Genomic DNA, 24,965 nt, shown 5'->3' with positions numbered 1-24,965 from the left:
GCCGGGGCTATAGGAGCACCGATCAACAATGCCGCCAGCGCTGCGAGCATGAATTATCTCGACATAGTCTGACCGGGCAAGAAACGACGAAGGCCCGGATCCGATGGATCAGGGCCTTCGTCGATCGACGACGTATCGAAGACGAGACGTCCTCAGAAGAAGCGCTCCTTGATGACGATCGTGTCGCCGGGCCTCACCAGATAAGTCATCGGGACGATGCCCGAGACGAGACCGCTTGGTCCCTCGCGGGTGAGGACGGCGTAGTCGCGGGCCGCCCGCGGTCCGAAGCCCGCCGCGATCGCCACCGCCGTCTCGACGGCCATGCCGTTGACGTAGGGATATTGCCCCGAGGTCGTGACCTCGCCGAGGATGTAGAACGGCCGATAGGCATCCACCTCGACGGTGACATGCGGCTCGCGCACGAAGCCCGCCGCGAGCTTGGCCTCGATGGTCCGGGCGGCCTGGGCCGTCGATTGCCCTCCCACCTTCACGAGACCGATGAGCGGCATGGCGATGCCGCCGGATCCGTCGATCGCATAGATGTTGGACAGGTTGTCCTGGCCGAAGACGATGACGCGCAGCCGGTCGCCGGTGGCGAGCGTATAGCGCCCGCCGATCGATCCGGTGGCGGTGGCGTCGAGCTGCGCGGTCCGGAAGTCGGGACGCAGGCATCCGCCCAGTGCCAGAGTGGAGGTGAGAGCGAGGAGAAGGGAGCGCCGGTTCATCATCCAAGCCGCTAAGAGCAAGTTTCTGCCTCTATTTGTAGGATCATATGGTTAACAAAAACTGATATCGCGGAGGGAATGCGATGCGTTGTGGCCGATCTTAACCGACGATCAATCTTAACGAGTTCTAGTCTTCCGGGAGGCGCCCGATGCGGCGTCCTGCTTTGCGTAAAGATCCTCTCATGCCTCGCTCGCAGCAGCCCGTTTCCACGATCGAGCCGATCCCCCAGCGTGACGAGGGGCTCGGCCTGTCCCAGCTGTTCGGAGTCCTGGCGCGGTCCTGGCGCTGGATCGTCCTTCCCACCGTGGCGGCGGGGATCGGGGCCATCGTTTTCGTGCAGGTCGTTCCGCCCCGCTACACCGGCGAGGCCAAGATCCTGCTGGAGAGCCGCGACGCGAGCTTCGCCCGCACCGCCCAGGAACGCGGCGAACAGCCCCTGGCCATCGACGAACAGGCGGTGGCGAGCCAGGTCCAGGTGGTGATGTCCCGCGATATCGCCCGGGAAGCGATCCGCCGCCTGAAGCTCGTGGGCAATGCCGAATTCGATCCCGAGGTCGACGGCATCGGTCCGGTCCAGCGCGTCCTGATGATGATCGGGCTCACCAAGAACCCGATGGAGCGGGCGCCCGAGGACCGGGTGCTGGAGACCTATTTCGACCGGCTCCTGGTCTACCCGGCCGGCAAGTCCCGCATCCTGACGGTCGAGTTCCGCTCGCGCGATCCGGAACTCGCGGCCAAGGCCGCCAACACCATCGCAGAACTCTACATCGCCTCCCTGGAATCGGCGAAGGTGGACACCGCCCGCTACGCCTCGACCTGGCTCGGCGGCAACATCGATACCCTGCGCACCCGCGTCTCCGAGGCCGAGGCGAAGGTCGAGACCTTCCGAGCCCGCAATGGCCTGATCAGCGGCGGCGGTGGCACCACCAGCCAACCCCTGGGCACCCAGCAGCTCAGCGAATTGTCGACCCAGCTGTCCCAGGCCCGCACGGTCAAGGCCGATCTCACGAGCCGGGCCAAGCTCATCCGCGAAATGATCAAGGACGGCCGCGCCTTCGAAATCCCGGATGTGGCCAACAACGAGGTCATCCGGCGCACGGTGGAGCAGCGCATCACCCTGCGCGGGCAGCTCGCCCTCGAATCGCGGACGCTGATGCCGGCCCATCCCCGCATCAAGGAGCTGACGGCGCAGATCGGCGACCTCGACGCACAGATCAAGGCCACCGCCGACCGGGTGGTGAGGACGATGGAGAACGACGCCCGCATCGCCGAAGCCCGGGTCGACAGCCTGAACGCCGCCGTCGACGCGCAGCGCGAAGTCGTCTCCAAGGGCAATTCCAGCGAGGTCCAGCTTCGCGCCCTCGAGCGCGAGGCGAAGGCGCAGCGCGACCAGCTCGAATCCTATCTCTCGCGCTATCGCGAGGCCTCGGCCCGGGACGCCGAGAGCGCGGCGCCTGCCGATGCCCGCGTGGTCTCCCGCGCCGTGGTGCCACAGGTCCCGTCCTTCCCGAAGAAGCTGCCCATCGTGGCGCTCGCCATCGTGATGACGATGCTGCTCTCCATGGGCGGGGTGGTGGCGCGCCATCTTCTCCGCGATCCCGACGACACCCGCCGCCGGACCGGACCGGACGATCGGGCCACCGAGCCCACTCCCTTCACCTTCCCGGAAGCCTCCGTGGCCCTGTCGCGGAGCGGTCCCGCCGCCTCCCTCTATGAAGCGCCGCTGACCGCCCGCGTTGCCGTGCCCATCACCGCCGCCGCCGCATCCGCCGCGGAACCGGCGCCGATTCCGGTGCGTGAGGAAACAGCCGGAGAGGCGGGCCGGTCGCCCGTCTCCAGCTACGATCTCCAGGCCCTCATCCATCTCCTGCGCGAGCGGATCGGCCGCAACGGCGGAAGCATCCTGGTCGCGGAGACCGACACGGCCGCCGACCGGCAACTCGCCGCGATCCTGGCGGAGGCCCTGGCGGCGGGCGGGCGCGTTCTGATCGTGGACGTCAACGGCCCGGCCTCACCGTCGGACGATGCCGGCCTCACCGACCTCGTTGCGGGTGAGGCTGCCTTCCTCGACGTGATCCGATCGGTGGCCTCGGTGCGCAGGCTCCACGCCATCCCGCGCGGCTTCGTCGATTGCAACATTCTCACGGACGAGCCGGAAGCGCTGGCCATCGCCCTGGACGCCCTGGCCCAGAGCTACGACTGGGTCGTCTATCGCCTCGGCGAGGCCCTGTCGCAGGAGGCCCAAGACCTGCTGGAGGCCATGGCGGGCCGGATGAACGCCATCGTCATCGCGTCCGACAAGTCCCCCGAAGATCCCGAACTCGTCTCGCTCCACGGCCTGGCCGAACGGGCGGGGGCCGGCACGATCCTCGTCGCCGGTGAGCAGACCGAGAGCGAGGGTGCCGCCGGGGGGAAGCCGGGAAGCGGCCTCAGGCTTTCGGCGGCGTAAGACCGACATCTTGCGGATGGGCTGCTGCCGCGCGGCCGCAGGTTCGGCCCGGATGACCAGCGCCGATGCCGCGTCCGGGTTCCTGGGCGATGCCCTTAAGGATTCGCCTCGCCGGCGGCGCTGCCGTGGCGAGCCGGGCGGTGGAGCGCCTTCCGAACCGCCTTCGCCAGACGCGCCAGGCGCTGGCTGCGCTTGATCCGGCGCTTGAGCCGGGTGGCGGCCATGGCCGGAATGGCGAAGAGATGGCCGCGCAGGGTGACGGCGATGGTCACTTCACCGAGCTGGATCGTCTCGTCGCAGATATTGGCCTTGTAGCGGGCCTCCCCGACTCCGAGATCGAAGCTGCGGCGGCCCCGTTCGGTCTGATCGCGGATGAGGTGGTGCAGCAGGATGTCACCGGGACTCGACCGCCCCACCGTGGGTGTCTGGTCGAAGGAGGTCATCATACCGCTGTAGCGCGTCTCGCTCACCGCACCGGCGAAGGTCGCGAAGACCTGCCCGGTGTTGCACGCCACCAGGGCGGCGACCTCGATCGCCGCGCCCTGCACCTCGTTCGGATCGTCCTGCCGGCAGGCGCCGGTGGCGATGAAGCGGCGTATCCCCTCGTCGGCATAGGGGTCGGCGATGTTCATGGCGGCGAAGCGCGAGGCCTTCTGGGCGAAAAAGGCGGAGAGGTACGTCCTCACCTCATCGGCGTTCGAGGCTACGCGGTACTCCACCGGGCCGAAGGCCTCGATCAGCTTCTTCTCCTTCGAGCGCATCTTCTTGCGCGCGTCGGCGCTGAAGACGCGCTTGGCGGTGGTCTCCGCGTCGGGGCCGAGGATCAGGCCATAGGCGTCGCTGACGGCCGGCGCGGCGTGGAGGCTCAAGGGATTGGCCGCGCCGTCCCAGAAGCGCGGCTGATGCCCGAGGAGATAGACGTCGATCCCGGCCTCGCGCCCGACCCGGCGCAGGAGCTCGACGAGATCCTCGGCGCGCATGGACGCGGCCTCGCGGGAGGCGAACATCGGCATGTGGTAGTTCGCGTGCTTGCAGCCGATCACCCGCGCCACGCGGACCCCGCGTTCGCGCGCGACCTGGAGCGGCAGGATCACGCGGGGCCGTCCGCCGGGATCGCGTAGCACGATGACCCGTAGGGAGGCGTCCTGTTCCTCCGGGGTGCAGCCGAGCTTGGCCGAGACGAAGGCCGAAACCCAGTCGAATCGCTGATAGGGAGTCGACAGCGCGGCGGGATCGCTCTCGACGCTCCGCCACAGAGCCTCGACGCTCGCCAGATCGCGAAACACCTCCGGAACAAGCCGCCCGCGGACGCGCTCCTGCATCATGCCGACTCCGGTGAGATCGTGAACAAGGACCCTCATCACCGCCTCCCCATTATCGGCACCTAGCGCTCCGGCTTCTTAAGCGCTGGTGACGATGGGAAACGGCAAGCCATCATTGTGCGATGTGGGTAACGAAACCTTGCGGGTTCAGGATCGAAAAGTCATCCCCGCCACGCCTCCGCTCCGGTGACGTCCATGCCCTCGGCCGAGTTTCGTCACCGCCTGTTCGATGCGGGGTTTCGCGCCATCGTGGCTTCCGGGGCCGACCGTTGGCTGAAGCGCGTCGCGCAAGGGCGCGGTCTGATCCTCACCTTCCATCATGTCGACCCGGCCCCCGCGGGGGCCTATGCCCCCAACGGCCTGCTCTCGATCACGCCGGATTTCCTCGACGCGGTGCTGGGCACGCTGGTCTCGCAGGGGTTCGACGTGCTCGGCCTCGATTCCGTGGCCGAGAGGCTCGTCCGGCCCGCCGGGGACAGGCCCTTCGTCGTCCTGACCTTCGACGACGGCTATCGCGACAACGCCCGGTACGCCGTTCCCCTCCTGAGACGGCATCGCGTCCCCTGGACGCTCTTCGTCACGAGTGACTTCGCCGAGGGGAGGGGGCGCCTGTGGTGGATCGAACTCGAACGGGCGATCGGCCGTCTCGACCGGGTGCGGGTTCCTGCCGACGAGGCGCCGGCCCTTGATCTGCCCGCCGCCACGGCGGAGGAGAAGATGGCGGCCTTCGCCGCGCTCTACCGCCGCCTGCGCGCAGGATCGGAGGAGCGCCTCCTGTCCACCATTGCCGTTCTCTGCGACGAGGCCGGCATCGGGGTCGGGCGTATGGCGGAGGAACTCTGCCTGTCTTGGGAGGAGCTGCGCGGCCTCGCATCCGATCCACTTCTGACTATCGGGACCCATACCATCACCCATCCGATGCTGGCGAAGCACGGCGAGGCACGGGTACGTCGGGAGATCGGGGAGGGCAGGGCACGGATCGAGCGTGAGATCGGCCGGCCGGTCAGGCACCTGTCCTATCCGGTGGGGGATCCGACCTCGGCCGGGATGCGGGAATTCGCAATCGCCCGCGAGACCGGTTTCGACACGGCCGTGACGACCCGCCCCGGCCATCTCTTCCCCGGCCATGCCGACCATCTCCACGCCCTGCCGAGGGTCTCGGTGAACGGGTTGCATCAGTCGAGGGCGGCGCTCTCCGCGCTGCTGTCGGGTGTCCCGTTCCTCGCCTGGAATCGCGGGCGGCGGCTCAATGTCGAGTAAGACCGATCGACTGAGCCCGGTCGGGTCAGTCCCGCGCGGTGCCGGTCAATGCCGCCGGCGGCGGCGATAGGACGAGCGGCTCTCGCTTCCTCCGACGGTGAAGCTGGCGCTCTGGCGGCCCTGGCGGGTGTAGCGTCCGCGCCTGCCGCGCTGGCCCTTTCGGGTCTCCTGTGCCGGCTCGTCGGCCATGGGGAGCGATTCGGTGCTGACCGGCGGGACGGCGGCGAGCGCCGTCGCGACGGACGAGGAGGCCGATCCACCGTCGCTGCCCCCGCCCCCGCCGCCGACATTCTTGGCGGCCGGCCCGAACATCGCGAGGCACTGATTGTAGGCGAGGTCGTTCTTGAGGCGCTCGCATTCCGCCATCGAGCGGGGCGCATTCTGTGCCGAGGCTGGCGTGCCGAGAGCCGGAAGAGCGGCGCAGCCGAAGCCTACGAGCAGGAAAGACGCGAGGAATCGGTTCATGGGGCGGAGGATCTTAGCCTGGATCTGACGAAACGTCGAAGCTTGCCCAAGCCTGTGGCTGTCGAGTGCGGCGAAATCCCGGCGTCGGGGGAAATCCTCAGCGGGCTCGCGTTGGCAAGCCAACGCTTCACCTCGCTTAAGTCATTGAAGTGTCACATGTTTCAGGACGCAAAACCGGTGACCACTTTTGCTAAACCTGCTTAGGGTTCAGCGCCCGCCATCGACATCCTTTCGCTCCATCCAGCGGATCAGCGGCATCAGGGGGAAGATCCAGGCGATGCCGAGGAAGGCGTAGAGGATGGCTTGCACGGCCGGAGGCGTTTGCGAGATGCGGCTGTCGGCCAGCGCCATGGCGAGGGGCGCATAGAGCGCCACGAAGGCGAGCATGCCGATCGTGCCGAGCAGCGTGCGGGTGCGGCGGCGCATGGGCGCTCTCCTGGCATGGGCCTTCTCCCCGGCAGGGAAGTCCGGCGGTGACGTCCATCGACTGTTGTGCAATCGGTCCGCCGGGGTTAGGCCGACCGCCCCGGCAAGGCAATTGCCGCTCGCGCCGCATCCAAGCCTTCTGCGGCCCAAGCCCTCTGCGGCCCAAGCCCTCTGCGGCCCTCGGCGCCGTTGCCCCCGTGGCCGCGCATGCGTAACGCAGGGGCGCAGGCACGGGACACCCGCGCCGATCCCGACACCACGCGAGCCCCTACCGCGATGCCTACACGCGAAACCACCTCGACCGCACCGGTCCGTTCCACGAACCCGGTCCGCGTCTGGCTCTACTCCCTGGCGATCCTCGTCGTGGCCATGGTCGCCGTCGGCGGCGCCACCCGCCTGACCGGATCGGGCTTGTCGATCACCGAATGGCGGCCGGTGACGGGTGTGGTCCCCCCGGTCTCCGAACAGGCCTGGGCGGCCGAGTTCGACAAGTACAAGGACACGCCGCAATACCGTATCCTCAACCAGGGCATGGGGTTGTCGGACTTCAAGGTCATCTATGCCTGGGAATGGGGCCACCGCCTGCTCGGGCGCATCCTCGGGCTCGCCTTCTTCCTCCCGCTCCTGGTGTTCTGGTGGCGCGGCCTCGTCGACCGGCGCCTCGGATACGGGCTCCTCGCCCTCGGCGCCCTCGGCGGTCTTCAGGGCGCCATCGGCTGGATCATGGTCGCCTCCGGTCTCCAGCCGGGGATGACGGCGGTGGCGCCCCTGAAGCTCGCCCTGCACCTGACCACGGCGAGCCTGATCCTGGCCGGCCTCGTCTGGCTGGCGGCCGGGTTGCGGTCCGGCCCGTCGGAGCCGGCACCGGGTCGCCTGAGGATCTTTGCGGCCCTGCTGCCGGTCCTCGTCCTGGTCCAGATCGGCCTCGGCGGTCTCGTCGCCGGGTCGAAGGCCGGGCTCGTGCACAATACCTGGCCCGACATGGACGGCGTTCTGGTGCCGAATGCCTCCGAACTGTTCGCCGTCAGCCCGTGGATCGAGAACTTCGTCGACAACGTCACCCTGGTTCAGTTCAACCACCGCCTGATGGCTTATCTCCTTCTGGCGGCAGCGCTGTTCCATGCCGTCGATGCAAGCAGGCGGCTTCCCGGGAGTGGCACGGCCCGCCGCGCCATCGGCATCGCGGGCTTGACCGCGGCACAGGCGGGATTGGGCATCGTCACTCTCCTGCTGGCGGTGCCGCTCTGGGCGGGCCTCGCCCATCAGGTCTTCGCCATGGCGGTCCTGATGATGGCGACGGTGCATGCACGGCTGAGCCGCGGCGCAACCCGGCGCACCCTGGCATCTCCCGCCGGCGCGACCACCGCCTTCGGCTTCGAGGGCATGACGGGCCGAGGCGCTTAGGCCCTGGCGGAACGCGTCGTAGCGGAGGCCGGACGGCTCGGCGCGCCGGCCTCTCACTCGCGAACGATGGGGACCTGACCCGACCCTATTTCCGGACGTTTGCAGAGCGAAGGCTGCTGCATCGCACAGACCGTTTCACCGCGATGCAGGATAGGAAGACGCGGATTGGCCGGATGCTTGCACCCTGCCAGCCACCATCGGCGAGCGTCCCCCTCGGCCATTTTTTGTTGCGTTGCAGCGAAACTAAGCTTGGGGTTGTGCCGTTAGCCGATGTGTCGATGGCGCCGTGAGAGCGGAGCCCGGCAGCGTCACGCCACAACCGAAAGGCCGTCCAGCATGCACGACCAACGCCTCGTGTCGGAAGAGCAGGTACTCGTTGAGCGCGACCAGACGGTACGCGAAGGTGCCGACGTGGAGGGGACGCGCCACGCGCGGACCCGGAAGGTCGTCGTCGGCCTCACGGGACTTCTCGGAGCGGCCTGGGCCGTCGTCCTCGCGAGCCGCTTCACGACCTTCTCCTTCTAGGAATCCTCCCACTGGGAAAATATGCAGGAATCAGGTAGGCGGCGGTTCACGATGCTCGCCGCCTACGCAGTTCGAACAGGGAACGAGTCCGGCCCTTCGGCGCTTAAGCTTAGGTTAGGAAAGTTCGGAGTCAGCGATGTTCCTGGCTGAGGACGGTAGACCCATCGGACTGACCTGGAACTACACCCGCCGGGAGCTGATGGCAGATGCCGCCGTGCATATCGCCGGCATCGCGTTCGGTGTGGCGGGCTCGATCGCCATCGTCATCCTGGCGGCGATGGCCCCGCTGGATTGGACCGAGCGAGCGGCTGTCGCGGTCTATGCCGCCGCCCTGGTGTCGATGCTCGGTGTGTCGGCCACCTACAACATGTGGCCTGTAGGGCGCCGCAAGTGGATCCTGCGCCGAGCCGACCACGCCCTCATCTACCTGATGATCGCGGGCACCTACACGCCTCTCGTCGCCCTGGTCGGGCGCGGATCGACGGCCTGGATGCTGCTCGCCTTCATCTGGGTGCTGGCGGGAATCGGCATCGCCCTGAAGCTTCTCATGCCCGGTCGTTTCGACCGGGCCGCCATCGGCCTCTATCTCCTCCTCGGATGGAGCGGCGTCGCCACCTACGAATCGGTGATCGGCGCACTGAACCCCGAGGCGCTCTGGCTTCTGGCGATCGGCGGCGTGCTCTACTCGGCCGGGGTCATCTTCCACGTCTGGCGCAGCCTGCCGTTCCAGAACGCGATCTGGCACGCCTTCGTCCTCGCCGCCACGGCCTGCCATTACGGCACTGTCCTCACTAGCGTGATGAGCGCCGCTCCCTAGGCGGCGCTCAGTGGCACGTCCCCCGACTTCCCGGTTCTTCGCCTACTTCCCGTTGCAGAGACCCTGCCCGGAGAGTCGGTTGTGTTCGCGCGGATCGCAATCCGTAGCCAGGAAGGAGGCCCATTCCGCGGTGGTGCCGTAGAACGCGTTGCGGTCCACGTCACCGCGCACGCCGGGAACCCGGCCCGTGGAGGTGAACTGCCACAGCATCCACTTCCGCTTGGCGAAGCGCTGCTCGGGCTCGGCCGCCGTGGAGCGAACCCAGTGCGGATAGTCGAGCAACTCGTCCTCGAGCACGTCCTTATGGAAGGTGATGTCGGTATAGATGATCGGCCGCTTGCCGGTGTAGCGCTCCATCTCGTCGAGCATGTAGCGCATCATCGCCAGCGCCTGGGCCTTCGGCAGCTTCTTCGGGCAGAGCTGCGAATGGCCGTTCCATTCCACGTCGAGGACGGGGGGCAGGGCGGTGGGATCGTTGGGGACGTTCTTCTTGAACCACTCCACCTGATCCTGGGCCGAGCGGCACCAGAACACGAAATGGTAGGCTCCGCGCGGCACGCCGGCCTTGGCGGCTCCCTCCCAATTGGCGCGGAAGCGTTCGTCCACGTGGTCGCCGCCCTCCGTCGCCTTGATGAAGGCGAACTGCGTGCCGGCTCCGCGCACCGAGGCCCAGTCGATCGGCCCCTGCCATTTCGAGATGTCGATGCCCTGGATCGGGTGCTGCTTGGCACGGGCGACCCCCGGATGGGGCTTCACGTCACCCTTTGTGGGATAGAAGTCGCTCTGGTTGCCGGCGCAGGCCGCGAGCGTCGCGAGCAGGGCGGCGGTCAGCGAGCGTTTGGCCCAGCGCATCGCGGCGTTGCGTGGCATCACGGCCAAGTCTGTCGGGGCGATCCCGTTCTCAAGCGACATTGATGCCCGGTCCACCGTTCTCACGCGCTACACTCATGGGTAAGGGATGGCCCCGTGCGGTTAACAGAGCTTTGACGGCAATGCGGCGGAATTCCGGAACTCGTTGCGGGCGAACCACATAGGGTGGATTCAGGCGCTTTCGCCGCAGGCCGGTCGCGGATGCTAAGTCCCGAGCCGATCAGGCATTTCGAGGGGAGGGGAGTCTGGACAAGGTTTTGTTCACCATCGGTTACGAAGGGCTGGATTCCGAGCGTTTCGTGGCGACTTTGAAGGATGCCGGCGTCGCGACGCTGGCCGACGTTCGCGCGGTGGCCAATTCGCGCAAGCGGGGCTTCTCGAAGAACGCGCTGAAGACGAGCCTGGAAGAGGCGGGCCTCACCTATGCGCATGCGCGGGAACTCGGCACGCCGAATGCCGGGAGAGAGGCTGCGAGGGCCCATGATGCCGCGCTGATGCGCCGGATCTACTGCGAAGAGGTGCTCGACACCGCCGATGGCGGGCTCGCCCTCGCCGCCCTGTGCGAGGTCGCCTCGCGGGCGCCGACCTGCCTCCTCTGCTTCGAGCGCGACCCGGAGCGATGCCACCGCCGCGTCCTGGCCGAACGACTGGAAGCGAACGGTTTCAGGACGGTCGACCTGTTCGGATAACACCGTCCCATGACTTGCCCGCGTAAGGCCGGTTCCGGCCGAACGGAGTCGTTGACAATCTAGAGTTCTGTTGCCCACATGTTTCTCGACCATGAATGGTGGTCGGATTCTCCGGCGAGAACGCGGGTGACGCGCAAATCCCTCGATCAGACCCTCGGCTTCCTCCGTTCCCTCGACCGGACGGCGAGCGGCGAGGACGTCGCCCGGGTTCTGGCGGCGGAACTGGCGGATCTCGGCGTCGCTCATATCATGGCGGCCACGGTGCCGGTACGGGGCACGTCCGTCCGCCAGCAGCGCGGCCACGTCCTGCTCAACACCTTCCCGATGGAATGGGGCCGGCGCTACCTGACGCGCGGCTATGCCTTCCACGACCCCACGGTGCAGCGCCTCGGCTACTCGACCGCGCCCTTCGCCTGGAGCGACGCCACCGATGAGCATGCCGACGATCCCCTGGCGCGCAGGGTGATGGACGAGGCTGCGGATTTCCATCTGCGCGACGGCCTGACGATCCCGCTGATGACCCTCGACGGCGAGACCGCCGGGTTCAGCGTCTCGGGCGAGCGCCTCGCCATCGATCCGGCGGATCGCGGCATGCTCCAACTGATCGCCACCTACGCGTTCGGCCACCTGCTGCTGCTGAACGGGCAGAGCCCGGCGGCCTCCGCGCGCCTCGCCCCGCGCGAGCGCGAGGCCCTGCAATGGGCGGCCGAAGGCAAGACCGATTGGGAGATCGGCGAGGTCATGGGGATTTCCGCCCATGGCGTCGATTTCCACCTGCGCTCCGCCCGCGCCAAGCTCGGCACCGCCAACCGCACCCAGGCCGTCGCCATCGCCCTGCGGCGGGGGCTCATCATCTGATGGGCTCGAGACCGGACATTCGATAGTCTCGCGCGAACTCAACCTCGCGAGAGGAGTCGACGATGCCCAAGGTCAGCACCTGCCTGTGGTTCGGGGGGGACATCGAGGCGGCGGTCGGCCTCTACGTCTCCCTCGTCCCCGATTCGCGGATCGACCATGTCCAGCGCTCGCCTGGACCCTGGCCGGGCGGGGAAGCGGGCGATGCGCTGCTGGTGGCCTTCACCCTCGGCGGACAGAGCTTTCAGGCCCTGAACGGAGGCGCCACGGCCGATTACGGCACTGCCGCTTCGATCTCGGTGGCCTGCGCCGACCAGGACGAAGTCGACCGGTTATGGGCGGCGCTCACGGCGGATGGCGGGGCCGAGACCATGTGCGGCTGGCTCAGGGACAAGTGGGGAGTGCCCTGGCAGATCGTACCCACGATTCTCCCTCGGCTGCTGGCCGACCCCGATCCGGCCGTGGCGAGCCGGGTCTTCTCCGCCATGCAGGACATGGTCAAGCTCGACATCGCCTCCCTCGAGCGCGCGGCCGCCGGCTGAACCGGACGTCTCGCCTCACCCACCGCCTGGGCGTTCGCGGCGGCCGAAGCGCTCGGCGATGACGATGCCGCCGAGCACGAGGGCCAAGGCCGCGGCCTGGTACCATTGGAACGCTTCGCCGACGACGAGGATGGCGAGGCCCGAGCCGAAGATCGGCACGAGGTTCACGAACACCCCCGCGCGGTTCGGGCCGATCAATTCGACGCCCCGCATGAACGAGAGCTGGGCGATCAGGGACGGGCCGAGGGCCACGAAAGCGACGATGGCCCACCCCTTCGGTGTCGGCCAGATCAGGGTTCCGGCAGCCTGTTCGAGGACGAGGGCGGGCAGGGAGGTCACGAGGGCCGCCAGCGCCATCGCCGAGAAGAAGGTCAGGCCGGACATCTTGGGCCGGTCGGCGAGGGCGACGGTGTAGCCGGCATAGAGCAGGCAGGCGCCGAGCATCAGCATGTCGCCGATGTTGAAGGAGAGCGTCGACAGGATGTGCCAGTCGCCGTGGGTCGCCGCGACGCCCGCGCCGCCGAGGGTGATGACGACGCCGAGGATCTGCGCCCCGGTGACGGCGACGCGGTGCACGACATAGTTCAGCAGGATGACGAGGACCGGGATCGCCCCCTGGAACAGGGCGACGTTGACGCCGGTGGTGTAGATGCCGGCGGCGTAGAACAGGCTCGCATAGGCGGTGTAGCCGCAGGCCCCCATCAGCAGGACGTAGCGCCAGTGGCGCGCGATCAGGTGGCGCTCGGCCACGATCCCGCGCCAGGCCGGCAAGGCCAGCGCGAGGCAGGCGAAGGCCCAGCGCAGGCAGGTGAGCACCTGAGGCGAGACTTCCCCGACGGCCCATTTGCCCGCGACCACGTTGCCGCCCCACAGCAGGGTCGTGAACAGGAGGAGCGGGTAAGCGGCCCCGGCGCCACGGGTCTCGACGGCCGGGCCGGGGGAGGCGGACGGAGAGGTCATGATCCCTTCGGGGGCTTTGCTCGGAGATGTTTCTTCGCTGGCGGTACCGCCATCCCCTTCTGTCCCGCCCATGACGGGCTGAGCAAGGCCGCCGGAAGCAGGGCTGACATCACGGATCCTACCCGGAGACGGGCCGGGGAGGGCGGCGCTTGGCGGCGGGTTTGGGAACAGGCAGGGCGGCGGCGATCCGCGCGGCGTCGGTCGTCCAGAGATGCAATGCGGCGTAGGCTCGCCAGGGCCGCCAGGCTTCGGCCCGGATGAGCAATTGCGCCGGTGTCGGACGCCCCGCCCCGGTATCGAGGGACCGGAGCAGGGCGAGGTCGCTCGCCGGCAGCGCATCCGGTTCGCGCAAGGCCCTGAGGGCGATGTACTGCGCCGTCCACTCGCCGATCCCGCTCAACGCCCTCAGGGCGGCCACCGCCGGATCGAGCCCACGTCCCCGTGCGAACAGAGCGGGATTTGCATGGGCCTCCGCCGCAAGGGCGCTGATCGCTCTGCCGCGTGCCCCCGGCATGCCGAGGGTCGCGGCCACGTCTGCATCGAGCAGGCGATCCGGCGTCGGGAACAGGTGGGTCAGCCCCGTTCCGGCGTATTCCGGCGCCAGCGCTTCACCGAAGGCGGCAACCAGTCGGCCGGCGAGCCGGGTCGCCGCATTGACCGAGACCTGCTGTCCGAGAATGGCGCGTACCGCGATCTCGAACCCGTCCCAGGCGCCCGGAACCCGCAGGCCCGGCCGTTCGGCCACGAGGGGTGCGAGGTCGGGGTGGCGCGAGAGCGCGGCCGCGATGAGGGCCGGGTCGGCATCGAGATCGAACATCGGCCTCAGCCGTGCCAGAACGTCCGGCAGAATCGCCGGATCGGGATGATCCACCGCAGCGACGAGGGCATCGTCCCCGCCCTGCATGACGGAGATCGTGCCGGGGAGCCCGCCGATGAAGATGGTCCGGGCATAGGCGTCCGCCGTCACCACCTCGACACCCGGAATGGCCCGGCCGCCGAGATAGGCCAGGATCGCGGGCCAGTCGTAGGGCGGCCTGTAGGGCAGCGGGATGATGTGGGTCACGACGCTCTCCGGCCGCCTCCACCATCTCACGGCCGCGGGAATCGCGAAACCGCGCGCAGGCCGGCGCAACGGTGCGAGGCAGGAGGTGAGGCAGGACGGGAAAATCCGGCATCGCCCGTATCGGGTTGCGGGGCGACGCTGTATCCGTTCACGAGGGACAACGCGGCGTATCGATCGCGAGGCCGGGGAGGGCGGTTCTGGTGTCGTGGGTGCGTGGTCTCCTCTTCGCGGGAATCGTGGCCGGAATCGCCGCCTTCGCGGTGAGCGAAGCCGGCACGGCCCTCATCGCCGAACTGCGCGAGCGGGTCGCCCCCGGTCCCCCTGCCCCGCGCCATCTTCCAGCCCAGCGCACCGCCATCGAGGACGGGCGCACCGTGGTCCGGCTCAAGCCGGAGGAGCGGGAACGCCTCGGCATCGCCACGCAGGTGCGCCCGTACGCTCCCCACCGCGAGGAACTCCAGGCCTATGGCAGCGTCCTCGACGTCGCCAGGGTCACCGACCTGACCAATTCCTACGCCAGCGCCAGGGCGCAGCTCCAGACCGCACAGGCCCGGGTCGAGGTCTCGCGCAACGCCTTCCAGCGCGCCAAGAATCTCGGCCCCTACGCCACCACCGTCCAGGTCGAGACCACCGAGGGCACGTTCCAGACCGACCAGGCCGCCCTGGCGGCGGCGGAATCGCAGGTTCGCACCCTCGCCGCCACGGCGCAGCAGGAATGGGGGCCGGTGATCGGACGGGCCATCGTCGAGCGCTCGCCGGCCATCACCCGGCTGATCGAGCGCGTCGACTTCCTGGTTCAGGTGACCCTGCCGCCGGGCGAGAGTATCAAGGGCCAACCCGCCGCCGCCTTCGCCGAGGTGCCGCCGCAGAGCGCGCGGATCGCGCTGCGCTACGTCTCGCCGGCCACCCGCACCGACCAGCGCATCCAGGGCCTCAGCTACTTCTACACCGTGCCGGGCGATAGCGGCTTCCTGCCCGGCATGAGCATGCTCGCCTTCCTCGCCTCCGACCGGAGCGTCACCGGCATCAGCGTGCCCGAGGATGCGGTGGTGCATTGGCAGGGCGGAACCTGGATCTACCGCGCGGTGGCGCCCGACGCCTTCGCCCGCCACGCTCTCAAGGCCGACCCGCCCATGTCGGCCGATGCCTATGTGGTGGAGGACTTGCCTGGTGAGACTGAGATCGTGCTGACGGGCGCGCAGGCGCTCTTGTCCGAGGAGATGAAGAGCCTGCTCTCCGTCTCCGGCGGCGTGGACGACGATTGACGTGAGCGACGTTCCGAACGCTTCCCCGAGCGGCCCCCAGGCGGCTCTCGTCGCCTTCGCGGTGCGCTTTCGCGGCATCGTCCTGGCGCTCAGCCTCGCGCTCGCCGGCTACGGCATCTACGTGCTGGGGGACGCGAAATACGACGTGTTCCCGGAATTCGCGCCGCCCTCCGTGGTCGTCCAGACCGAGGCGCCCGGCCTCAATCCCGAACAGGTGGAGGTGCTGGTCACCCAACCGATCGAGGTGGCGGTGAACGGCTTGCCGGGGATCGAATCCCTGCGGTCGAGCTCGATCCAGGGCCTGTCGGTCATCACCGTCACCTTCGGTACCGGCAGCGACGTCTACCGCGTCCGCCAGCTCGTCACCGAGCGCCTGACGGCGCTCGCGGGCCGCCTGCCCCAGGGCGTGCTGCCGCCGGCGATGACCGCACTCACCTCGGCCACCAGCACCGTGCTCCTCGTCGGCCTGACCTCGGAGCGACGCTCCGACCTCGACCTGCGCACCATCGCCGACTGGACCGTACGCCTCCGGCTCCTGGCCGTGCCGGGCGTCAGTCAGGTCTCGGTCTATGGCGGCGCCGTGCGCTCGCTCCAGGTCCAGATCCGGCCGGCCGACCTCATCCGCTACAATATCGGCATGAACGACGTGCTCGCCGCCGCCCGCAAGGCCACCGGCGTGCGCGGGGCGGGCTTCGTCGACACGATCAACCAGCGCGTCACCCTCCAGACCGAGGGGCAGTCGCTCACCCCAGAGGAGCTGTCCCGCACGGTACTCATCAACGAGGGCGGCGCCAGCGTGACCCTCGGCGACGTCGCCACCGTGGTCGCCGCCGGCGAGCCGCCGATCAGCGCCGCCCTGGTGGACGGCAAGCGCGGCGTGCTCCTCATGGTCGGCGCGCAATACGGCGCCAATACCCGCGAGGTCACCGCCCGCGTGGAGGCCGCTCTCGAAGACCTGCGCCCGGCCCTCGACCGGGAAGGCGTGGCTTTGCGGCCGGATCTGTTCCGGCCGGCGAACTTCATCACCATCGCCAATGCCAACGTGCTCCAGGCGCTCGGGCTCGGCGGCATCCTCGTCGTCGTCGTGCTGTTCGCCTTCCTGTACGATTGGCGCACCTGCGTGATCTCGTCGGTGGCGATCCCGCTCTCCCTCATCGCCGCCGTGGTGGCGCTCCAGGCCATGGGCGAGAGCCTCAACACCATGACGTTGGGCGGCCTCGCCATCGCCATCGGCGAGGTGGTGGACGACGCGGTGATCGGCGTCGAGAACGTGGTGCGACGCCTGCGCGAGAACCGGCGCCTCGCTTCGCCCGTCCCGGAGGGGAGGGTGGTCATCGACGCCATCCTGGAAGTCCGCACCGCGGTCGCCTACGCCACCTTCGCGGTGCTGCTGGTGTTCCTGCCGGTGCTGGTCCTGTCCGGCATCGCCGGCAAGCTGTTCGCCCCCCTCGCCCTCGCCTACATCCTCGCGGTGGTGGCTTCGCTCGCCGTGGCGCTCACCGTCACCCCCGCCCTGTCGATGATGCTCCTCACCGGGCGGCGCGAGACGGACATGCGTGACCCGCCGGTGATGCGCTGGTCGCGCGGCGGCTACACCCGCCTCCTCCAGGGGATCAACCGCGCACCGCGCATCGTCATCGCCTTCGGCATCCTGGTGACCCTGGCGGGCGCCGCCGCGACGCCGTTCTTCGGCAGTACTTTCCTGCCCGACCTGAAGGAGGGCCACCTGATCCTGCACATGGCGGCGGCGCCCGGTACGTCGCTGGGGGAATCCATGCGCCTCGGCGGTCGCATCACCACCGAACTGCGGAAGATCCCAGGCATCCGCGCCGTGGCTTCTCAGATCGGCCGCGCCGAGGCGGGGCAGGACACCGCCGGCACCCATTACAGCGAGATCCATATCGACCTCGAACCGGGGCTCGACGGCGCGAGGCAGGGCAGGGCCGAGGCCGATATCCGCACCCTGATGGCGGGGTTTCCCGGCGCCGCCTTCTCGCTCAAGACCTTCCTCACCGAGCGCATCGAAGAGACGGTTTCAGGCTACACCGCGCCGGTCGTCATCAACGTCTTCGGCAACGACCTCGCCCGGATCGAGGCCGCCGCCCGCGACATCGCCCGCGAACTCGCCGAGGTGCGCGGCGCCACCGATATCCAGCAGGCCTCCCCGGCCGGGCTGCCGCAGATCAACGTCGGGCTCCGGCCCAACGACCTGCGCCATTGGGGGCTCTCGGCCGTCGAGGTGATGGAGGTGGTGCGCACCGCCTATCAGGGCGACGTGGTCGGCCAGACCTATGAGGGCAACGCGGTCTTCAACGTCCTCGTCATCCTCGATTCCGGGGCGAGGGGGCGTCTCACCGCTTTGGGCGACCTCCCCTTGCGCTCCTCGAACGGCCGCTTCATCCGCCTCGCCCAGGTGGCGGACATCTACGAGACCTCGGGACGCTACCAGGTCCAGCATCAGGGCGCCCAGCGCGTCCAGGCCATCACCGCCAACGTCACGGGGCGCGACGTCGCCTCCTTCGTCGAGGCGGCGCGGCGCAAGATCGCCAAGGAAGTGGCCCTGCCGAGCGGCGTCTATGTGAGTTTCTCAGGCTCGGCCGAGGCCCAGGCGCGGGCCAAGCGCGACCTGCTGCTGTTCTCCGGGCTCGCGGGCCTCGGCATCGTGCTGCTGCTGGCCATGGTCACGGGCAGTGCGCGCAACCTCATGCTGGTCCTGGTCAACCTGCCCTTCGCCTTCGTCGGCGGGGTACTGGCGGTCTTCGCCACCGGGGCCGTGCTGTCGCTCGGCTCCATCGTCGGCTTCGTGACGCTGTTCGGCATCTCGCTCCGCAACACCATCATGATGATCTCGCATTACGAGCATCTCGTCGCCATCGACGGCCGGGCGTGGGACCGCGACACGGCGGTGGAGGGGGCCGCCGACCGGCTGGTGCCGATCCTGATGACCTCCCTCGTCACCGGCCTCGGCCTGTTGCCTCTGGCGCTGGGAGCCGGCGAGCCCGGCCGCGAGATCGAGGGGCCGATGGCCATCGTCATCCTCGGCGGCCTCGTGACCTCGACGGTCCTGAACCTCCTGATCCTGCCGACCCTGGCCCTGCGCTACGGCCTGTTCACCACCGGCGAGGGCAGGGCGCCGGACACGGTGCGGGCATCCTAGGGAGATCCGGAGCGAGCCGCCGGTCGGTACCGTACGGTACGGCGAACCCAGATGGCGAATCAGGCCCTTTCAAAACCCATATCTGCCATTCGCATAAGATATATTATGGAACATGAAACCCGGGAGAGCGGGGTGAGGGGGCTTACAGGACCAACTTGACACGAAGCTGGGATTCACCATTCCATGAAGTGTCGCCGAGAGATGGCGGCTTTACGCCTTGCTCACCAGCTTCCTTAAGCGATCCGCCAGTTTCAGGGGCAATCGTCACAATCCTATCTCAAACCGCGTGTCTAACCCGTGGTGGAGTGGGACCGGTCTTCGCGACCGCCCGCCCCGATCGTTCTCGAAGCGGATCCGATGCTGACCCTTCTCAAACCCTGCGCCGCCCCGTTCCTCGGCCTAGCCCTCGTGGCTTTGGGCCTCGGCGCTCCGGCATGGGCGGAGCCCGTGGTATCGAAGCCGGCCATTCCCGCCCGGGCGCTGGCCAAGCTCTCCCACGTGGCCGCCCTGGTGAAGGCCGGATCCGACATCCGCATCGTCGCCTTCGGCTCCTCGTCCACGGAAGGGTCGGGGGCCTCCTCCCCCGCCACCGCCTACCCCGCCCAATTGCAGGAAGACCTGCAGGGACGTCTCGACGTCGCTGGCGCCAAGCACCCCATCGTCACGGTCCTCAACCGCGGCAAGGGTGGTGATGACGCCGAGGCCATGGCCCGCCGCCTCGACCGGGACGTTCTGGCCGAGCGGCCCGACCTCGTGATCTGGCAGACCGGCAGCAACGACCCGATGACCGGCGTCACGGTGGAGCGTTTCACCGAATTGACCCGTCAGGGCATCACGGCGATGCGCGCCGCCGGCTCCGACGTCATCCTCATGGACCAGCAATGGTGCCGCCGCCTGACGACGACCAACGGTGCCGAGCGCTACGGCGACGCGTTGCACAGCCTCGCGGCCGAGCTCGACGTGCCGGTGATCCGCCGTCACGCCCTGATGCGGACCTGGGCCGCCAGCGGCCTCCTGAGCCCGGCGCAGATGATCGGCCCCGACGGGCTGCACATGACCGATGCGGGCTACGACCGCCTCGCCAAGGCGGCCACGGCGCAGATCCTGGTCAATGCCGGCCTGATCCCGGCCGACCCCATGCGTAACTGACGCGCGCCCTCCCCGGCACTCTGCCTGCGCGTCTAGAGGTCCACGCTCACCGACAATCCGTCATAGGCCGGAACCACGCCCGGCGGCAGCTTGGCCGCGAGAGTGGCGTAGTCGAGATCGGTGTGGAGGTTGGTGAGAATCGCGCGGCGTGGGCGCACCTCCTCGATCAGCGCGAGCGCATCCGAGACCGAGTAATGGGTCGGGTGAGGGGTGTCGCGCAGGGCATCGATGATGAGGAGATCGAGGCCGCGGAGTTGCGCCTTGGCCGCTTCCGGCATCAGGCTGACATCTGGCGCGTAAGCCGCCGGGCCGAAGCGAAAGCCATGGGCGCTCTCGGTGCCATGCTCCATACCGAAGGCCACGGCCTCGATCGCACCGCCCTCACCCGGAATCGTCACCGGCTCGCCCGCCACGAGATCGTTCATGTCGAGGATCGGCGGATAGGCGCTGCCGGGCGGCGTCTCGAAGCAATAACCGAAGCGCATCGTCAGCAGGGCGCGCGTCTCGGCATCGGCATAGACCGGGATGCGCCGGTGCATGTGGATCACCAACGGCCGGACGTCGTCGATCCCGTGGGTATGGTCCGCATGGGCATGGGTGAACAGCACCGCGTCGAGGCTCTGGACCCGCGCCGCCAGAAGCTGCTCCCGCAAATCCGGCGAGGTATCGACCAGAAGGGTCGTGGACCCCGCCTGCCCTCGCCGCTCCACCAGGATCGAGCAACGCCGCCGCCGGTTCCTCGAATCGGACGGATCGCAGGCGCCCCAGCCGTAGCCCACGCGGGGAACGCCGCCGGACGAGCCGCAGCCGAGGATCGTCAACGTCAGAGAACCCATCCGCACCTCCCGGTCCGTTGGTAGCGGAGCGCGCGGGCCGCTGTCATGCCGCCCGGCCGCCGGATGGGGTCGCCTTGTCGAACAGGCGGTGGAAATTGGCCGTCGTCAGGCTCGCGAAGGCCTCGAACTCCATGTCGAGGGTCTTGGCCAGGGAGCGGGCGGTGTCGGCGGTATAGGCCGGCTCGTTGCTGCGCCCACGATGCGGCTCGGGCGCTAGGAACGGCGCGTCCGTCTCCACCAGGATGCGGTCGCGGGGCACGGCGAGGGCGATGTCGCGGAGCTCGTGCGAGCGCCGAAAGGTGACGATGCCCGAGAAGGAGACGAACAAGCCGAGTTCGACCCCGACTTCCGCCAGGCGTCGGCCCGAGGAGAAGCAGTGCAGCACCGCCTTGAAGGCCCCGCGCTTCATCTCGTCGACGAGCACCGATTCCATGTGCTCGTCGGCATCGCGGGCATGGATGACGAGGGGGAGGCCGGTCTCGCGGGAGGCCGCGATATGCCGGCGGAACACCCGCTCCTGCACCGCTTCGGGTGCGGCGTCCTCGTAATGGTAGTCGAGCCCCGCCTCGCCGATCCCGACGCAGCGCGGATGATGGGTGAGGGCGACGATCTCTTCCGTGGGCACGTCGGGCTCGTCCCCTGCCCCATTCGGATGGGTCCCTACGGTGTGCCAGATCTGCGGATGAGCCTCGGACAGGGCCTCGTAGACCCGCGCCTTGGCGATTCGCGTCGAGATGGTGAGCATCCCCGTTACGCCCGCCGCCTCGGCGCGGGCGATCACGCCGGGAAGATCCTCGACGAAGTTCGGGAAGTCGAGATGGCAGTGGCTGTCGACCAGCATGGACAAAACTCGGGATTCTCGGTGACGCTGCGGACCCCGCCTCAGACGGCGGGAGCCTCCGGCTCGACGAAGCGCGGGAACAGCCCGCTCGGCGCGGGGAGCGCCGTGCCCGGCACCAGTCGTCCCTCCTCCCCGATATCGGCGAGCTGCCGCCTGTCGGCGGGCACGGCCAGGAGGTCGAGCAGCTTGGCGCCCGAATCCGGCATGAAGGGCTGCACCAGGATGCCGATGGCCCGCAAGGTCTCGGCCACCACGTAGAGCGAGGCGGCCATGCGGGAAGGGTCGGTCTTGCGCAGGACCCAGGGCTTCTGCGCGTCGAAATAGCGGTCCGAGGCCGTCACCACGGCCCAGATGTCGGCGAGCGCCGTGTGGAGGGCGAGCTTGTCCATCGCCACCCGCACGGAGCCCGGCAGGGCGTCCGCCAGCGCCAGGAGGGCCCGGTCGTCCTCCGTGAAGTCGCCGTGCTCGGGGACGAGGCCGCCGCAATTCTTCGCGATCATCGAGAGAGAGCGCTGAGCGAGGTTGCCGAGACCGTTCGAGAGGTCCGCCGTGTAGCGGGTAATGATGGCCTCGTGGCTGTAATTGCCATCGCCGCCGAAGGGGACTTCGCGCAGGACGAACTGGCGCAGCGCATCGACCCCGTAGGTCGCGATGAGGTCCATCGGATCGACCACGTTGCCGAGCGACTTCGACATCTTCTCGCCCTTGGAGAGCAGGAAGCCGTGGCCGAAGACGCGCTTCGGCAGCGGCAGGCCCGCCGACATCAGGAAGGCCGGCCAGTAGACCGCGTGGAAGCGCACGATGTCCTTGCCGATGACGTGCAGGTCCATCGGCCAGAACTTTTTGCGGGCGTCAGCCTCGTCGGGGAAGCCCGTCACCGTGAGATAGTTGGTGAGGGCATCGACCCACACGTACATCACATGATCCGGGTGCCCCGGCACCGGCACGCCCCAGTCGAAGGTGGTGCGGCTGACGGAGAGGTCCTTGAGGCCGGAGCGGACGAAGCTCGCCACTTCGTTGCGCCGTGTCTCGGGGCCGATGAAGTCGGGCTGGGCCTCGTACAGAGCCAGCAGCCGATCCTGGTAGGCGGAGAGACGGAAGAGGAAGTTCTCCTCCTCCATCCAGGTCACGGCGGTGCCGGTCTCCCGGGCGCGGCGTGTCCCGTCAGGGGCGGTCTCGGTCTCGTCCTCGTTGTAATAGGCCTCGTCGCGCACCGAGTACCAGCCGGCATATTTCGACAGGTAGATGTCGCCATTGGCCTCCATGCGCCGCCAGAGTTCCTGGGCGGCGGCATAATGGTCCGGCTCCGTGGTGCGGATGAAGCGGTCGTGGCTGCAGTTCAGCGCCTCGGCCATGGCCTTGAAGCGCGCGGCCATGTCGTCGACCAGGGCCTTCGGACTGATCCCGGCCTTGGACGCTGTCTGCTGGATCTTGAGCCCGTGCTCGTCGGTGCCGGTGGAGAACAGCACGTCGTAGCCGTCGAGGCGCTTGAACCGCGCGATCGCGTCCGTGGCGATCACCTCATAGGCGTGGCCGATATGCGGCGCGCCGTTGGGATAGGAGATCGCCGTGCTGATGCCGAAGGTTTTCGCACCGGAAAGGGCCTTGGCATCGGAAAGGGTGGGGCCTGGATCGTTGGCCATCGCGTAGCGGTATCCCCGGATACAGGGTTCATGGGTTCACGGGACGGCTCCGGGAGCACGGGCCGAACCGGCTCACGTCCCTTCAGCGTACGGCGCCCGCGAGGTCGCCGAACAGCGAGAGGATCAGCGGCCGGCGGTCGAGATTGTAGGTCGCGGCCTCCCGGGCGGCGCGGGCGATCTTGTCACACACCTCCACCAGGGCCGCAAGGCGAGCGGGGGGCTCGTGGCGCCGTCTGTCGAGTTCGGCGGAGACGAAGCGGAACACCGCCTCGAGGCTCGCGGCGAAATGCTCGTCCGCGTCCCGCCCCGAAAGCTTGTCGGCCAGCGCCAGGATGCGGCGCCAGTCGGGATGGTCGAGGCGCGACAGCAGGGTCTCCATCTCGCCGACGACGTTGGATGTCGCCGGATCGAGCATGGCGAAGCCCTGCGCCACCGAGCCCTCGGAGAGGGCGGCTGCACGGGCCAGGACCTCCCGGTCGGGCCGGACGAAAGGGGGAGGGAAGCTTCCCAGGACCTCGGCCACCTCCCCCTCCCCCAGGGGCCGCAGGTTGAGGGCTCGGCAGCGTGAACGGATCGTCGGCAGGAGCCGGCCCGGCGCGTGGCTGACGATCAGGAAGAGGCAGCGCGGCGGCGGCTCCTCCACCATCTTGAGCAGGGCATTGGCGCTGTTGGCGTTGAGATCCTCGGCGCTGTCGACGATGCAGATGCGGTAGCCGTCATTGCCCGCCGTCGAGCCGAACAGGTCGAGGGCATGGCGCGCGGCATCGACCGAGATCTTTGTCGCGAGCGTCTTGGCATTGTGCGGCCGCGTCCGGCGCAGGGCCACGAGGTTGGGATGCGACAGGGCTGCCACCTGCCGCGCCGCCGGATGCGAGGGATCGACCGCGAGGGTATCCGGGACGTGGCCGGGGCGCGGGTTGGCGATGAGCCAGCGCGCCACCCGATACGCCAGGGTCGCCTTGCCGATACCGCGCGGGCCGCCGATGAGCCAGGCATGGTGCAGGCGTCCCGAGCCGATGCCTTCGATGAAGGCGGCTTCCGCCTCCGCATGGCCGACGAAGCCTGCCTGCTCGCGTGGGCGGGGGATGTCGGCGAGGTCGCCGGGTTCGACATCCTCGGGAGCGCGTTCAGGCCGCATCGTCGGCGGCCTCCGGGCTGGAGAAAAGGCTGGGCAGGCGGGCCGCGAGGGCGGCTGCGATCGCCTCTTCCACCGCATCCGGGGGGAGGCCGGCATCGATGACGACGCAGCGCTCCGGCTCCGTTGCGGCGATGGCGAGGAACGCCTGCCGCAGGCGGGTGTGGAAGGCGAGGGCCTCCGCCTCGAACCGGTCGGCCGCCTCCCCCTCCCCGGCGCGGGCCTTCGCCCTGGCGAGGCCGATGACGGGGTCGAGGTCGAGGATCAGGGTGAGGTCGGGCTTCGTGTCGCCGACGACGACCCGCTCCAGGGCCGAGAGAAGGGTCGGTTCGAGGCCTCCCGCCGCTCCCTGATAGGCACGGGTCGAATCCGAGAAGCGGTCGCACAGCACAGTCTCGCCGCGGGCGAGGGCCGGGCGGATCAGCGTGTCGAGATGGTCGATCCGGGCGGCTGAGAAGAGCAGCGCCTCGGCGAAGGGGCCGTGCCGCTTCACCGTTCCGGCCAGCAACGCCTCACGGATCGCCTCGGCCTTGGCGGAGCCGCCGGGCTCGCGTGTCGTCACCACC

Annotated in this window: 23 protein-coding genes; 11 read left to right on the top strand and 12 right to left on the bottom strand. The window is 68.7% G+C overall.

The window, feature by feature from the left end; genetic code table 11:
• Nucleotides 1-152: 152 nt before the first annotated feature.
• The gene (locus IPV08_RS19565; RefSeq protein WP_207413133.1) at nucleotides 153-725 is read right to left on the bottom strand and encodes a polysaccharide biosynthesis/export family protein; all 573 of its coding nucleotides are present in this window, start codon (nucleotides 723-725) and stop codon (nucleotides 153-155) included.
• 182 nt (nucleotides 726-907) lie between these two features.
• Between IPV08_RS19565 and IPV08_RS19560 the strand changes: the two genes are divergently transcribed.
• On the top strand, nucleotides 908-3,175 hold the full coding sequence (locus IPV08_RS19560) for a GumC family protein (RefSeq protein WP_207413102.1): 2,268 nt from the start codon (nucleotides 908-910) through the stop codon (nucleotides 3,173-3,175).
• A gap of 95 nt (nucleotides 3,176-3,270) precedes the next feature.
• Here IPV08_RS19560 and IPV08_RS19555 read toward each other — a convergent pair whose 3' ends face one another.
• The gene (locus IPV08_RS19555) at nucleotides 3,271-4,536 is read right to left on the bottom strand and encodes a GNAT family N-acetyltransferase (protein ID WP_246748065.1); all 1,266 of its coding nucleotides are present in this window, start codon (nucleotides 4,534-4,536) and stop codon (nucleotides 3,271-3,273) included.
• Nucleotides 4,537-4,692: 156 nt separating this feature from the next.
• On the opposite strand from IPV08_RS19555, the gene IPV08_RS19550 reads away from it, so the two are divergent.
• Nucleotides 4,693-5,757 (top strand): polysaccharide deacetylase family protein, encoded by a 1,065-nt coding sequence (locus IPV08_RS19550; protein WP_207413101.1) that lies wholly within the window; start codon nucleotides 4,693-4,695, stop codon nucleotides 5,755-5,757.
• Between the two features lie 45 nt (nucleotides 5,758-5,802).
• Here the strand turns inward: IPV08_RS19550 and IPV08_RS19545 are convergent, their stop codons facing one another.
• Both IPV08_RS19545 and IPV08_RS19540 read right to left on the bottom strand, forming a co-directional pair.
• Complete coding sequence (locus IPV08_RS19545) at nucleotides 5,803-6,222, bottom strand: hypothetical protein (protein ID WP_207413100.1); 420 nt, start codon at nucleotides 6,220-6,222, stop codon at nucleotides 5,803-5,805.
• Nucleotides 6,223-6,429: 207 nt separating this feature from the next.
• On the bottom strand, nucleotides 6,430-6,648 hold the full coding sequence (locus tag IPV08_RS19540; protein WP_207413099.1) for a DUF2842 domain-containing protein: 219 nt from the start codon (nucleotides 6,646-6,648) through the stop codon (nucleotides 6,430-6,432).
• A gap of 276 nt (nucleotides 6,649-6,924) precedes the next feature.
• On the opposite strand from IPV08_RS19540, the gene IPV08_RS19535 reads away from it, so the two are divergent.
• The 3 genes from IPV08_RS19535 to IPV08_RS19525 all read left to right on the top strand — a co-directional run bounded on the left by IPV08_RS19535 (nucleotide 6,925) and on the right by IPV08_RS19525 (nucleotide 9,394).
• Nucleotides 6,925-8,052: a COX15/CtaA family protein gene (locus IPV08_RS19535; protein WP_207413098.1), complete on the top strand. Its 1,128-nt coding sequence runs from the start codon at nucleotides 6,925-6,927 to the stop codon at nucleotides 8,050-8,052.
• Between the two features lie 336 nt (nucleotides 8,053-8,388).
• On the top strand, nucleotides 8,389-8,577 hold the full coding sequence (locus IPV08_RS19530; RefSeq protein ID WP_056424310.1) for a hypothetical protein: 189 nt from the start codon (nucleotides 8,389-8,391) through the stop codon (nucleotides 8,575-8,577).
• 136 nt (nucleotides 8,578-8,713) lie between these two features.
• The gene (locus tag IPV08_RS19525) at nucleotides 8,714-9,394 is read left to right on the top strand and encodes a hemolysin III family protein (RefSeq protein ID WP_207413097.1); all 681 of its coding nucleotides are present in this window, start codon (nucleotides 8,714-8,716) and stop codon (nucleotides 9,392-9,394) included.
• A 42-nt stretch (nucleotides 9,395-9,436) separates the two neighbouring features.
• Here the strand turns inward: IPV08_RS19525 and IPV08_RS19520 are convergent, their stop codons facing one another.
• Nucleotides 9,437-10,306 (bottom strand): GH25 family lysozyme, encoded by an 870-nt coding sequence (locus IPV08_RS19520; RefSeq protein WP_056424302.1) that lies wholly within the window; start codon nucleotides 10,304-10,306, stop codon nucleotides 9,437-9,439.
• A 203-nt stretch (nucleotides 10,307-10,509) separates the two neighbouring features.
• Between IPV08_RS19520 and IPV08_RS19515 the strand changes: the two genes are divergently transcribed.
• From IPV08_RS19515 to IPV08_RS19505, 3 genes are all read left to right on the top strand, one after another.
• Entirely contained in the window at nucleotides 10,510-10,953 is a 444-nt protein-coding gene (locus tag IPV08_RS19515) for a DUF488 domain-containing protein (protein WP_207413131.1), read from the top strand.
• Between the two features lie 126 nt (nucleotides 10,954-11,079).
• Nucleotides 11,080-11,811 (top strand): autoinducer binding domain-containing protein, encoded by a 732-nt coding sequence (locus IPV08_RS19510; RefSeq protein ID WP_207413096.1) that lies wholly within the window; start codon nucleotides 11,080-11,082, stop codon nucleotides 11,809-11,811.
• Between the two features lie 62 nt (nucleotides 11,812-11,873).
• On the top strand, nucleotides 11,874-12,350 hold the full coding sequence (locus tag IPV08_RS19505; protein ID WP_207413095.1) for a VOC family protein: 477 nt from the start codon (nucleotides 11,874-11,876) through the stop codon (nucleotides 12,348-12,350).
• A gap of 15 nt (nucleotides 12,351-12,365) precedes the next feature.
• Here the strand turns inward: IPV08_RS19505 and IPV08_RS19500 are convergent, their stop codons facing one another.
• Nucleotides 12,366-13,310: a DMT family transporter gene (locus IPV08_RS19500; RefSeq protein WP_207413094.1), complete on the bottom strand. Its 945-nt coding sequence runs from the start codon at nucleotides 13,308-13,310 to the stop codon at nucleotides 12,366-12,368.
• A gap of 118 nt (nucleotides 13,311-13,428) precedes the next feature.
• A complete protein-coding gene (locus IPV08_RS19495; protein ID WP_207413093.1) occupies nucleotides 13,429-14,373 on the bottom strand; it encodes a DNA-3-methyladenine glycosylase 2 family protein in 945 nt (314 codons plus the stop codon).
• Nucleotides 14,374-14,573: 200 nt separating this feature from the next.
• Here IPV08_RS19495 and IPV08_RS19490 point away from each other — a divergent pair, with 200 nt between their 5' ends.
• The 3 genes from IPV08_RS19490 to IPV08_RS19480 all read left to right on the top strand — a co-directional run bounded on the left by IPV08_RS19490 (nucleotide 14,574) and on the right by IPV08_RS19480 (nucleotide 19,944).
• On the top strand, nucleotides 14,574-15,638 hold the full coding sequence (locus tag IPV08_RS19490; RefSeq protein ID WP_200919053.1) for an efflux RND transporter periplasmic adaptor subunit: 1,065 nt from the start codon (nucleotides 14,574-14,576) through the stop codon (nucleotides 15,636-15,638).
• A gap of 1 nt (nucleotide 15,639) precedes the next feature.
• On the top strand, nucleotides 15,640-18,795 hold the full coding sequence (locus IPV08_RS19485; protein WP_207413092.1) for an efflux RND transporter permease subunit: 3,156 nt from the start codon (nucleotides 15,640-15,642) through the stop codon (nucleotides 18,793-18,795).
• Between the two features lie 357 nt (nucleotides 18,796-19,152).
• Nucleotides 19,153-19,944: an SGNH/GDSL hydrolase family protein gene (locus IPV08_RS19480; protein WP_056424280.1), complete on the top strand. Its 792-nt coding sequence runs from the start codon at nucleotides 19,153-19,155 to the stop codon at nucleotides 19,942-19,944.
• A 32-nt stretch (nucleotides 19,945-19,976) separates the two neighbouring features.
• Here IPV08_RS19480 and IPV08_RS19475 read toward each other — a convergent pair whose 3' ends face one another.
• The 5 genes from IPV08_RS19475 to tmk form a co-directional block, all read right to left on the bottom strand.
• Entirely contained in the window at nucleotides 19,977-20,780 is an 804-nt protein-coding gene (locus IPV08_RS19475) for an MBL fold metallo-hydrolase (protein WP_056424277.1), read from the bottom strand.
• A 43-nt stretch (nucleotides 20,781-20,823) separates the two neighbouring features.
• On the bottom strand, nucleotides 20,824-21,621 hold the full coding sequence (locus IPV08_RS19470) for a TatD family hydrolase (RefSeq protein ID WP_207413091.1): 798 nt from the start codon (nucleotides 21,619-21,621) through the stop codon (nucleotides 20,824-20,826).
• Between the two features lie 41 nt (nucleotides 21,622-21,662).
• Nucleotides 21,663-23,264 carry a methionine--tRNA ligase gene (metG, locus tag IPV08_RS19465; RefSeq protein WP_207413090.1) on the bottom strand — a complete coding sequence of 534 codons (1,602 nt, stop codon included), beginning with the start codon at nucleotides 23,262-23,264 and terminating at the stop codon, nucleotides 21,663-21,665.
• Nucleotides 23,265-23,346: 82 nt separating this feature from the next.
• Entirely contained in the window at nucleotides 23,347-24,402 is a 1,056-nt protein-coding gene (locus tag IPV08_RS19460) for a DNA polymerase III subunit delta' (protein ID WP_207413089.1), read from the bottom strand.
• A partial coding sequence (gene tmk, locus IPV08_RS19455; RefSeq protein WP_207413088.1) for a dTMP kinase occupies nucleotides 24,392-24,965 on the bottom strand: 574 nt, incomplete at its 5' end. The genes tmk and IPV08_RS19460, both read right to left, overlap by 11 nt.

This window comes from Methylobacterium sp. SD274, from assembly GCF_017355285.1.
Taxonomy (GTDB): domain Bacteria; phylum Pseudomonadota; class Alphaproteobacteria; order Rhizobiales; family Beijerinckiaceae; genus Methylobacterium.
The sequence above is the reverse complement of the archived record's forward strand: the minus strand, read 5'-3'. Positions and strand labels throughout refer to the sequence as shown.